We start from the raw sequence: 12,337 nt of genomic DNA, 5'->3' as shown, positions 1-12,337 counted from the left end.
GTGCGGAAATCTACTCTCACCTTCCTCCTTGCCGGCTGCCTCGCGTTGCCGGGTTTCGCACGCGCGGCCGACTCGGCCGATCCGGCGCAGGTCAAGCGCGGCGAATACCTCGCGATCGCGGGCGACTGCATGGCGTGCCACACCGCGAAGGGCGGCAAGCCGTTCGCGGGCGGTCTCGGCATGCCGGTGCCGATGCTCGGCAAGATCTATACGAGCAACATCACGCCCGATCCGGATACCGGCATCGGCAACTGGACGTTCGACGACTTCGAGCGCGCGGTGCGCCACGGCGTCTCGAAGAACGGCGACAACCTGTACCCGGCGATGCCGTACGTGTCGTACGCGAAGATCAACGACGACGACGTGCAGGCGCTGTATGCGTACTTCATGCACGGCGTCGAGCCGGTCAAGCAGGCGCCGCCGAAGAACGAGATCCCCGCGCTGCTGAGCATGCGCTGGCCGCTGAAGGTCTGGAACTGGCTGTTCCTGAAGGACGGCGTGTACCAGCCGAAGCCGGCGCAAAGCGCCGAGTGGAACCGCGGTGCGTATCTGGTGCAGGGCCTCGCGCACTGCAGCACATGTCACACGCCGCGCGGCATCGCGATGCAGGAGAAATCGCTCGACGAAACCGGCGGCAGCTTCCTGTCGGGTTCGGTACTCGCAGGCTGGGACGGCTACAACATCACGTCCGACCCGAACGCGGGGATCGGCGGATGGACGCAGCAGCAGCTCGTCCAGTACCTGCGCACCGGCAGCGTGCCGGGCCTCGCGCAGGCGGCCGGCCCGATGGCCGAGGCGATCGAGCACAGCTTCTCGAAGATGACGGAAGCGGACATCGGCGCGATCTCGACGTACATCCGCACGGTGCCGGCGGTGGCCAGCGGCGACGCGAAGCAGTCGCGCTCGTCGTGGGGCAAGCCGGCCGAGGACGGGCTGAAGCTGCGCGGCGTCGCGCTCGCGTCGTCGGGCATCGATCCGGCGCGGCTGTACCTCGGCAACTGCGCGACGTGCCACCAGATGCAGGGCAAGGGCACGCCGGACGGTTATTACCCGCCGCTGTTCCACAACTCGACGGTCGGCGCGCCGAATCCGACCAACCTCGTGCAGGTGATCCTGAACGGCGTGCAGCGCAAGGCCGGCAGTGAGGATGTCGGGATGCCGGCATTCCGCCACGAGCTGTCGGATGCGCAGATCGCCGCGCTGACGAACTACCTGACCGGGCAGTTCGGCAATCCGGCCGCGAAGGTGACCGAGCAGGACGTCGCGAAGCTGCGCTGACGCGGCGCGCGGCGAAGCAGGGCAACAATAGACAAGAGGAGGCGCACAGCACATCGGGCGGGCCCGATGCCGGTTGTTGCAGAGCGGGGCGGGCGGCGCAGGCGGCCGCCCGTCCTGGATCGTTGGCAATCCGGTGCGCGTAGACCGTGCATCGCTTTCGTTGATCGAGACCATGACACCGAATCAACCGTTTCTCGCGTCCCAGCGCGATGTGCTGCTGCTGTTGTCCCGAATCCTGCTCGTGATCCTGTTCGTGATGTTCGGCTGGAAGAAGATCGTCGACTTCTCCGGTACGATCGCGTTCATGGGTTCGGAGGGCGCGCCCGCGCCGATCGTGTCCGCGGCGATCTCCGTCGTGATGGAGCTGTTCGCCGGCATCGCGATCCTGGTCGGCTTCCAGACGCGCCCGCTCGCGCTGCTGCTGGCGCTCTATACGATCGGCACCGGCATCATCGGCCACCACTACTGGACGATGACGGGCGGCGAGCAGATCAACAACATGATTCATTTCTACAAGAACATCGCGATCGCGGGCGGCTTGCTTGCACTGTGCGCAGCAGGCCCCGGCCGATATTCGATCGATCGCGGATAAACGGACCCTGGGCGCGCGCATGGGGCGCGCGCGGGAAGGTCGAGACTCCGAGGGGGCATCATTTTGCGACTTAAACATTTCGCATGGCTGATCGCGGCCGCCACACCGGCGGCCGCCTTTGCACAGACGAGCGTGACGCTGTACGGCCGGATCGACGGCGGCATCGAATACCTGAATCACATCGCGACGCCGAACGGCAGCAAGTCGCGCTGGAGCGCGGAAGGCGGCGACTGGGGCACCAGCATGTTCGGCCTGAAGGGCGTCGAGGATCTCGGCGGCGGGCTGTCGACGGTCTTCAACCTGGAAACCGCATTCCAGGTGATGAACGGCACGACCGGCGGCGGTCGCATGTGGTCGCGGCGCGCGTATGTCGGGCTGAAGAGCAACACGTGGGGCCAGCTGCAGGCCGGCCGCAACCTGTTCATCGACAGCGACGGCGTGTGGGAATTCGACCCGTTCGTTCAGCAGGCGTTTTCGTCGGCGTCGCTCGTGCGTGGCCGCAACTGGCAGCAGAGCAGCAACAACATCGAATATCATAGCCCGGTGATCGGCGGCTTCGACGTGCAGGCGCAGTATGCGTTCGGCAACCAGTCGCGCGGCTTCAACTACGGCGCGGCCGACGATTTCGGCCGCTCGGACGGGATCATGATCTCGTACCATTCGCCGGTGCTCGACGTACGCGGCATCTACGACGAACTGCGCGACAACAACGGCAAGTTCAGCAACATCTTCACCGCGTCGCGCGAGTATTTCGTCGGCGCGAACGTGAAGGTGCAGAAGTTCAAGATCCAGGGCGCGTATACGCACTACCAGGCGCCGGACAGCCCGGCCGGCGTGGCCGATCGCGCTGATCACTACTGGCTCGGCGCGACCTATGCGGCGAATCCGCAATGGGCCGTGACGGCCGGCGGCTATTACGTGAAGGTGGGCGACGGCGGCAGCGACGCATCGCACGATCCGTCGGGGCACGCGATGATGTACGTGCTCGGCACCACGTACAACCTGTCGAAGCGCACGTTCCTGTACGGCACGGTCGCGTATGTGCGCAACGGCGGGAATTCGAACTTCTCGCTGCTCGCGACGCCGCGCGATGCGACGTCGGGCACGAGCCCGCTGGCGGGCGAGTCGCAGACGGGTGCGTATGTGGGGATGATGCATACGTTCTAAGCGGGCAACGGCAGATACGTAAAAGGCACGGGTGGTCGCACCCGTGCCTTTTTTGCGTTTACGGCGACTGTGAAGATGATTGCGGCGAGCATATTGGTGTCGACGCGGAATTCGAATGCATCTTGCGAGCCGGGACGGCTGTTATATCGCTGCCGTACATCGAGCGGCCATCGGTTCGCTCATAGCGTATGGCGTACCTGAGTAGTGCGCTGCCGGTGATGCGCACTCGATGGATTCACACTCCGAAACGTTTACGGTCCGGAAATCCGAAGCAGACAACGGATCCGCGATTCGTCGCTATCAACTGATATCGCCACTATTCGATCCGTTCGGCCGACAGCACGGACGTGTCCATGAAGATCGTGCACCGGCGACCATTACCGCACGAAAACCGAGGCTGGCGCCCGTACGGCATGCCATGTCCATCTTCATCCCGGCAATCACGACTTTGCCGACGCTGCCGAATGCAGCTGCTCGACCAGTCGCGAGCCGATGCTTCCCGCGACATTGCCGCAATCGAAAGCAGGATGTAAGTTGTGCGGGATTCATTCCGGCGCGTTGCGACGCTGAATGGGAAAGCATCATCAGCGTACGACGGGACGGATCACGATTGGATGCGGTGAATGCCGATTCGGTCCGATTCAGTGGTTTGAATCGCGCCGGTGCCCGAAGGTTCTCACCAGTGGTCGCAATTCCGGGCCTTTTCCTCTTTTGACGAGATAGCAATCAGCTCGTGGCGTTGCCCGGCGGTCGTTTCTGTTACTACATGGTACGGGGTAGCCTGATGGTTTCCGATTTGCTGAACAAGGCGCTGCGCGCGCAATACACGCAACACGGACGGATTGTCCGTCTTGACACGCCGCTTGGCGAAGACCGGTTGATCCCGCTCTATGTCCGGGGGCGTGCGTGCTTGGGGCGAGACTTCGAATTCACGATCGATGCAACCTCGACCCGGCTCGAATTGATTCAGGCCAAGGCCCTGATTCGGCAATCCGTGACGCTGTGGATTCGGCAGACGGACGGGAGCGAAATGCCGATTCACGGTTATGTGACTGCGTTCAGTCGCTTGGGCGCGGACGGTGCCAACACCTACTACCAGCTTCGGTTCAATTCGTTCCTCGCGCTGCTTCGGCTGGGCAGCGACCGTCGGGACTGGGTCGAGGCGCCCGCACAGCAAACCGTGTCCGACGTGCTCGCAAAGTATCCGCAGGCATCCGGTAACGTGACCTGGCAATTGCGTCGAGCGCTACGTTCGTATTCTCAGCGCATGCAATGGGAATCCGACTGGAACTACGTCCACCGCACGTTTGAGGAACTCGGCCTGTTTCCGCGTTTCGACATTGCACCGGACGGCAAGTCGCATCGGGTCGTCATCATGGACGACCTTTTTTCAGTTCCCGAATTGAAGCGCAGGACCATCTCGTTTAGCGGTTCGGTGCAGGACGAGGAATTCGACGGCCTGAGCGAATGGATCGATTCGCAAGAAATCCAGTCCGCCGAACTCGACACGGGCACGTTCGATTACAAGCGTCCGGATCTTTCCAAACACGTCACGATGCCCGCATTCGATCTCGACGATGTTCCAGGCTTGGGCGAGCAATACGAATACACGGGGTCGCACACGTGGTCGGATCGCGACATGGGCGAGGCTCAAGCGAACTTTATCGCCGAGGAATGGCGCTCACGCGCTCAGCGCTTCTACGGAGTGGGCGCGCTGCGTTGCGCATGGCCGGGTCGCTATGGTCTGCTGACCGGGCACCCGGTGCACGATGCGCAGTTGGAACAGGATCGCGAGATGGCGATTCTTTCCGTGAGCTGGCTCATCCAGAATAACGTGCCGGGGCTGGAAAACCTGATGCGCTTTCGCAAGAGCGTGCGCGCGGAGGTCGAGCAAGTGCGTACGAATGGTGCAGGTTCGGTGGTGCGCCATACCGACGGTGGCGTTGGATTTTTCCACGTCGAAATCGAAGCGCAGCGGCGTCGCGTCGCGTTTCGCAGTCCGTTCGAACACAAGAGGCCCGTCATGCAGCTTCAGACCGGCATTGTCGGCGGACCGGGCAGCGAGGAAATCCATACGGATGCGATGTTGCGAGCGAAGGTTCGATTGACATCCGATCGACTCAATGACGGCGACCAGAACGTCTCGGCGTGGATACGCGCGGCGATGCCCGATGCGGGCCACAAGCGCGGCGGCATGTTTCCGCTGCGCAAGAACGACGAAGTCCTGATCGGCTTCGTTAACGGTGATTGCGATCGCCCCGTGATTCTGTCGAGAATGCACGGTGGCGAAAGCATGCCGGAATGGCACACGCACGGGCTGACCTCGGGCTTGCTGTCACGCGAATACGGCGGCGAAGGTTATAACCAGCTGATGATGGACGACGCCAGCGGGCAGAACCGCGTGCACTTGTATTCGACGAGTTACAGCTCGCATTTGCACCTGGGCTACCTGATCCAGCATTCGGGCAACACGCGCGGTGCATTCATCGGACAGGGCTTCGACCTCAAGTCATTGGGCTACGGTGCGGTGCGGGCCGAACAAGGGCTCTATGTGTCGACGCAACCGGCAGCCACGCAACCGATGCGTGCGACGGCGGCATCCGAACAGCTTACTCGCGCCGAAGCGATGCTGGCGACGACGTCGCAGGCGAGCCAGACGAATCGGGCGCAGAGTCAGCAAGACGGCCACGATGCGCTGAAAACTTTCACGGACGCAACGCGGCACCCGGTGGCCGGCACGATCAAGGGTGGGCGCACGGCAGGCGGTGGCACGGGCAACGCGAACGGCTTCGCGAAGCCGATCATGCTGCTGTCGAGTCCGGAAGGCATTGCCGTATCGACACAAGGGTCGGCACACGTTACGGCAAACAAGCAAGCCAATGTGGTTGCCGGCGAGAACATCAACCTCGCGGCCGGGCGAGCATTGCTCGCCAGTGTGCTGGAGCGAATCAGCCTCTTTGCGGAAAAACTCGGTGTCAAGATCTACGCGGGGAGCGGGCCGATAGACCTTCAGGCGCAGAACGATTCGATGAGCTTGGCCGCATCGCAAGACGTGAAAATTACGGCGGGTAAGAGGATGTATCTGTCGGCTGACGAAATCTGGATCGGTGCAAATGGTTCGTACATCAAACTGACGGCGAACATGATCGAGAACGCAACCTCCGGCCAGATTGTAGAAAAGTGTGCGGATTGGGAGAAAGCGGGAGCGGCAAGCGGCGCGCTGCGAAACCCGCTGCATTCGTCGCCGGTATCGGCCGACGGCGGTCGTTTCACCGTGTTCTCCGGTTAAACCGCGCGGCGGGATCGTTCCAATACAAAAAATCCTGAAACCGAATCCGAGTCGGGAATCATGAGCAAGACAATGCCTAAAAAGAAGCACCATCCGGCGTCCGCCCCAAAATCGGCCACCAAACCTGCGGAACCGGCGGATACGCCACTGAGCTGGGCCTACCCGTTCACGCCGGTAGGCAAGAACGACGCGGCCGACCCGATGACCTATTTCAGGGCGCTGGCCAAGTGCGAAAACGGCTTTTATCCGCTCGGCGTCAGCGGCATGTGGCACGGTGGCGTGCACTTCGCCGACGGCAGCGCGGAAATGCTGAAGCAGGACAGCGGCGTGCGCGCGATTGCGGACGGCAAAATCGTGGCGTATCGGCTGAACGCGAAATACGAGGAAACGACGTACCCGAACAATGCTGGTCGGGCGCACTACTCGACCGGCTTTGTACTGGTCCGCCACGAACTGAAGTTGCCGCCGAAGCCGGCCGCGAAGGAATCCGCGAAATCGGCTCCCGCATCGGCCCCCGCGCCTGCATCGACTGACACCGCGCCCCCGACAGCCGCCCCTGCCAATAACGCGCCGTCCAACGGCAAACCGGCGAACGAAAAATCCCTCGTGTTCTTCAGCCTGTACATGCACACGATGGATTGGGCCGGCTATCAGAAAGCAATTGAACAGGCGAAATCGAACCCGAAGCCTGACCCGGCGCTTCCGGTACCGATGTCGTATTGGGAAGGCGATCGCTACTATCGAGTGGGCGGCAAGGCGAAGGACAAGCAAACCGTTCCGAAGCGGAAGGCGCCTGCGCAGCCATCTGCGAAGCGGATCAATGGTGCCGACGATCTGCCTGTCAACAACACGAACCAGAACGAGCCTCCGCCCGCAGATAGCGGTCAAGATGCCACTCCTCCAGCGCCGGAGGCAGGCTTGCACATTCGAGAGTTGCCGAACGGAAAGAGCAAGATTATCGGGATATTACCGATGGGGGCCGAAATCGTTGCGGGCGAAGGCGATCCCACACACCTGGACTGGATCAAGATCAAGTCCATTAAATCGGGCACGGTTTTGTCTGCCGAAGTCGGTAAGCCGGTGTCCCCCCAAGCGCCGTGGAGCTACGTGTTCAAAGGGGACCTGGACGCTGTTGTCGATCCGAAACCGCTCGATACGGTAGTGATCCTGAAGGAGCCGCAGCGCGTCAAGGCAGGCGAAGTCGTCGCGCATGTCGGCCAGTATCAATGGCCCAGTAAGGCGAGCCCGATACCGCCGAAGCCGAACTATCCGATGTTGCATCTCGAAGTGTTCGCGGGGCCGGACCTGAAAGACTTCATCGATCAAAGCCGTGCGCGCGCGAAAGAATTGAACGATAAAAACAAACCGCTTCTGGAAATCGAGCCGGGGGCCAGGCTGGTCAGCGAAGTGCTCGCGCCGGATCAGAAACTGACCCAATCCGGATTGAAGCTTGTACCGATAGGCGACGCAAAGGGTTCGCGCTGGATCAAGGTGCAGCCAAAGAGCGTGATGACTGTGTCCGCGAAAGGCAAGCAGAAGGCCAAACAAACCTTCGCGGACGTTGGGAACCCGATGTGGGTTGAAAGCAGTCTCGCGAACACGATCAGCACGGCGAATGTCGCGGGATGGCAGAACTTTCCGCTGGACGTTTCCAAGGCAAGCGGGCCGGGAGCGGATTTCCGGGATGTGCTCCGCCGTACGGGTCTCGACAAGCTTGGGGCGGACAATGTCGCGATCGACGACAAGGGGCATCACTGGTGGAACATCACGATTGGTTCGAAGGACGGTTCCGCACGACAGGGATGGGTATGCGATACCGGCCATGACGGCGTGCAGTTGCGTAGCCCTTGGGAATGGCCGGGTTTCGAATTGGTCGACAACGGCAGCGTCAGCCCTGCCGACATGTTCAAACGCCATATCCATACGACCGAACAATATCTGGCGGATGAGGAAGGTACCGAGTTCAAGGGCGTGGCGGGGAAGGTCAACGCTGGCGAACTCATCACGAAACTTGAAACGGCGATCGATACGAACCACGACGGGAAGGTGACTGCACAGGAACTGAAGCATGCGCTGGAAACGCGGTGGATGGCTGAAGCGGTTTCGCACCTTGTTGTGCGCAATGAAACCGAATGGGGTGGCGGTATGGGCAAGTGGGAGGAACTCACCCCGCTCATGAAGAAGCAAACCGAGATGTGGAAGACGGAACTTGATCGGCTTGCCAAGCTTCAGTGGTGGGAACAAGTCAAGGGAGTTGATGGCTTTCCTACGGACCTCTCGCCTTGGCACTTCCATCCGATTGGGTTGCTGGGGAATTTCCTCGCCACTGTCAGAAAACGACGGGATTACGATCTTGGAGGGTTGTCGACATATTACGAAACGGGTGGCCGAGGGCCAATTGCCATCTCTGGTGGTCAAGGAGACCCCGGGGGAGTTTCGTACGGATCGTATCAGTTTACGAGCCAAACGCGACAGAAGCATGGTGAGCCCATCATTGGCGGTAGGGTAAAGGAGTTTGTTTCATGGTCTGGATTTCCCTGGCCAAACGCCTTTGAAGGATTAACGCCGGGATCGTTGGAGTTCTCTGATAAATGGCGGGAGCTTGTGAAGTCAGATGAATCTAAATTTCATGATGCAGAGCATAAGTTCACGAGAGAAACTCACTACGACATCCAGATTAAAACAATTGAGGTTTTTGCGCGCGTTGACATGAGGTACCATTCTCATGCGCTGAATGACGTCATTTGGTCAACGTGCGTTCAACATGGGCCGTCAACCGATGTTATTACAACGGCAATGAGTTCTCTCGAGCCACCGACGGAGACGCGAGACTACGACGTGAAGTTGATTGATGCCATCTATGCAGAGAGGGGTAGGAAAAATTCGGATGGGAAACTTGTTCGATTTATCCATTCGTCGTCTCATGGGCAAGAAAATGTTGCAAAGAGGTTTGTTTCGGAGAGGGCGAAGGCGCAACATGAGCTTGCTAATGAAAAAGATTATTAATTTATCTATTGGTGGATTTTTCACTTTCACAACACTGCTTGCGCACTCCGAGGGTTTTGTCAAATTTTATGAAACTCAAGGAGCGGATGCGGCCCTGGTCAAAGTTGATGACCTGTATACGTTAACGCTATCAGGTGGCGCCCCGCCAGCCGGTGCATCTACTTCGGCGGATTGTTACGTTAAATCTAGAGAGATAAAGTTAAAGAGTGACTCTCTTGATGGAGAGTTCGCGCCTATTCACAACGGAATTGCGAATATTGGCGAGAAGAGTGTTGCGGGTCATCGTGTCTTTGCAAGGGTAAAAAAGTCAATTATTGAAGTAATGGATGCAAACGTTGCGGGGATATGTGCGGATGATATAGATTTCACTGGAAATTATAAAATAGTAACGGAAGGGGGTGGTTTAAGGGAAAAGTATGCTTATTATCTTGATATGGTTCATCAAGAGGCTCTTCTTTTTTTGAAAAATGATCGTCCTAAAGATGCTGCTAAAGTTCTCGCCCCGTATGCTGAGGCATACCAGAAAAATTGGTTGGACGATCGAGTTACGCGTGATATATTGATTTCGTCGCTTAATGATTATGCATACGCCCTTCAATTAAATAATCGAGATGATGAGGCCATTCCTGTTTTTCTGACTGTGTTATCCGTTGTGCCGAATCGAGCTGTTGCGTGGCTTAATATTGCCGATTCGTACTGGAGCAGGGGGGATGTCGAGAAGGGGCGTGCAGCATATAAGAGGTATGTTAACTTGATGAATAGATCAGGTAATGCTTCAAAGATTCCGTCGAGAGCGCAAGAGAGATATGTCAATTGATATCATTCGTATCGGAGATTCCACTGATCACGGAGGCAAAGTCGAAACTGGTTCATCATCAATGAAATTCGATGGCCGCTACGTCGCGCGTAAAGGCGACCGCGTATCGTGTCCGCAGCATCCGGAGGTGGCGCCGAACGTTATCGAGGAAGGCGACGAATCGATGAAGGACGACGGCATTCCGGTTGCGCGACACGGTCATCGAGCGACATGCGGCTGTCATCTGATTTCGAGTCTCGGGTGACGCTACAACGGCAGTGGGAAACCTGGCCATTGATGCGGGCGTGTCCATGCAGTATTGCGTCTTTACCCCCAGAATCACGATTTCGCAGATGTCGACCGCGTGCCCACGAAGCAACTCGATCGGGTCTTGTCGAATACGATATCGCGTGCCTTATCGATCGCAAGTTTCGGCAACGGCACAGCGAGTCGGGAGCGATCGGCGAGCCGGCGGACCCGGTGCGACTCACGGCGAACATCGACCCACTCGCGTCGTGTGCACGACAGGTCAACCGGTTGACGTTGGCCAGCAAGCGTTCGCTGCCATGCGGACGAGCGTAATCGTGGAACATCCCGCCTGCATGTTGAGCGAAAGCAGCGCTCGTTTTGGGGAGACGGTGTTGGACATTACGTTTCTCCTGAGTGGCCGATGCAGAAGGAGAATCGAAAAGACCCCGTCCGGAACCGGTGGGGCCTGTGGGAATCGGTGACGCTACGATATTGCGCGCACTCGCCGCACGAGCCCGCCGAAGGCGATCGTGCGTGTGGTCGTCGAAAGGGTGATCGTGGTGTTGTGTATTGGTCAATGATGTCCGATGCGCGCGGCGTCAATGACGCTTCACACACCGGGCATCCCCCCACCGCTCAGTCCAACGCCTTCCCCGCCTTTTCATCCATGCAACGAATCGCGAGCAACGTCATCGCGCCACATCCGATCGCATACCACGCCGGCGCATTCGGATTCCCGGTTGCCGCGATCAGCCACGTGACGAAAAATTGCGCGAAGCCGCCGAAGATCGCGACGCCCACGCTGTACACCAGCGCACCGCCCGTCGCCCGCACCGCACGCGGGAACAACTCGCCGAGCATGGCCCCCGTCGCGCCGATGTTGATCGCATGCACGATCGACAGCGCGGCGATGATCGACAGCAGCGACGTGGCGCCCGGCCAGCGGTTCAGCGCGATGAACGCCGGGTAGATCGCGGCCATCAGCGCGATGCGCGTCCACCAGACGATCCGGTTGCGCCCGAACAGGTCGGACAGGTGGCCACCGATCGGCGTCACGAGCATCAGGATCGCGCCGGCGACGCAGCCTGCCGTCATCGACAGCCAGGTTGGCAGATGCAGCACCTGCACGCCGTAGATCGCCATGTAGAACACGATGATGTAGTGGATCGATGTGCCGCCGATCGTCACGCCGAGGCCCGCGAACACTGCCTTGCCGTGATGGCGCAGCACGTCGGCGAGCGGCAGCGACGCGACCGGCTCGTCGTGCGCGGCGGCAGGTGCGGCGGCCGGCACCTCCTCGACGGTGCGGCGCAGCCAGTAGCCGAGCGGCACGAACAGCGTGCCGATGATGAACGGCACGCGCCAGCCCCAGCTTTCGAGTTGCGCGGCGTTCAGCGTCGACGTCAGTGCAACGCCGGTGAGCGCGCCGGCGAGCGCGGCGAGCCCCTGGCTCGAGAACTGGAACGACGCGTAGAAGCCGCGCCGATGCTGCGGCGCCTGCTCGAGCAGCAGCGTCGTCGACGCGCCGACTTCGCCGCCCGACGCGAACCCCTGCAGCAGGCGCGCGAGCACGAGCAACAGCGGTGCGGCGATGCCGATCTGCGCGAAGGTCGGTGCAACCGCGATCGTCGCGGTGCCGAGCGCCATCAGCAGCAGCGTGAGGATCATCGCGCTCTTGCGGCCGGCACGGTCGGCGTACATGCCGATCACGAGCCCGCCGAGCGGACGCGTGACGAAACCGACGCCGAAGCTCGCGACCGCGAGCATCAACTGCCCGAACGGCGAATGCACGGGAAAGAACAGCTTGCCGATCAGGATCGCGAAGAAGCTGTAGACCGTGAAGTCGTAGAACTCGAGCGCGTTGCCGACGGCGGCGGCCGCGATCAGCCGGCGTTTCTTCGCGGCGGCGCGGGCATCGACCGGCGTGCCGGCGAACGGAAGGGCAGACGTTTCCATGGGG

At 60.2% G+C, this 12,337-nt stretch carries 8 protein-coding genes; 7 read left to right on the top strand and 1 reads right to left on the bottom strand.

Annotated elements, in window-relative coordinates:
* The 7 genes from HWX00_RS20810 (at position 1) to HWX00_RS20780 (ending at position 10,393) form a co-directional block, all read left to right on the top strand.
* On the top strand, positions 1-1,278 hold the full coding sequence (locus HWX00_RS20810; protein WP_034187893.1) for a cytochrome c: 1,278 nt from the start codon (positions 1-3) through the stop codon (positions 1,276-1,278).
* 172 nt (positions 1,279-1,450) lie between these two features.
* Positions 1,451-1,870 (top strand): DoxX family protein, encoded by a 420-nt coding sequence (locus HWX00_RS20805; protein WP_034187892.1) that lies wholly within the window; start codon positions 1,451-1,453, stop codon positions 1,868-1,870.
* A gap of 63 nt (positions 1,871-1,933) precedes the next feature.
* Entirely contained in the window at positions 1,934-3,037 is a 1,104-nt protein-coding gene (locus HWX00_RS20800) for a porin (protein WP_034187891.1), read from the top strand.
* Between the two features lie 784 nt (positions 3,038-3,821).
* Complete coding sequence (locus HWX00_RS20795) at positions 3,822-6,326, top strand: type VI secretion system Vgr family protein (RefSeq protein WP_175028123.1); 2,505 nt, start codon at positions 3,822-3,824, stop codon at positions 6,324-6,326.
* 60 nt (positions 6,327-6,386) lie between these two features.
* Positions 6,387-9,332 (top strand): VgrG-related protein, encoded by a 2,946-nt coding sequence (locus HWX00_RS20790; RefSeq protein WP_226193968.1) that lies wholly within the window; start codon positions 6,387-6,389, stop codon positions 9,330-9,332.
* Complete coding sequence (locus tag HWX00_RS20785; protein ID WP_175028122.1) at positions 9,316-10,149, top strand: tetratricopeptide repeat protein; 834 nt, start codon at positions 9,316-9,318, stop codon at positions 10,147-10,149. Before HWX00_RS20790 ends, HWX00_RS20785 begins: the two co-directional genes overlap by 17 nt.
* On the top strand, positions 10,139-10,393 hold the full coding sequence (locus HWX00_RS20780) for a PAAR domain-containing protein (protein WP_034187889.1): 255 nt from the start codon (positions 10,139-10,141) through the stop codon (positions 10,391-10,393). The genes HWX00_RS20785 and HWX00_RS20780 overlap by 11 nt, the downstream gene beginning before the upstream one ends.
* A 620-nt stretch (positions 10,394-11,013) precedes the next feature.
* Here the strand turns inward: HWX00_RS20780 and HWX00_RS20775 are convergent.
* Positions 11,014-12,333 (bottom strand): MFS transporter, encoded by a 1,320-nt coding sequence (locus tag HWX00_RS20775; RefSeq protein ID WP_034187888.1) that lies wholly within the window; start codon positions 12,331-12,333, stop codon positions 11,014-11,016.
* Positions 12,334-12,337: the final 4 nt, after the last annotated feature.

Origin of the sequence: Burkholderia seminalis DSM 23518, assembly GCF_902832885.1 — a bacterium.
Taxonomy (GTDB): domain Bacteria; phylum Pseudomonadota; class Gammaproteobacteria; order Burkholderiales; family Burkholderiaceae; genus Burkholderia; species Burkholderia seminalis.
Note: the sequence above shows the minus strand (reverse complement) of the source record. Positions and strands in the feature narration are given on the sequence as shown.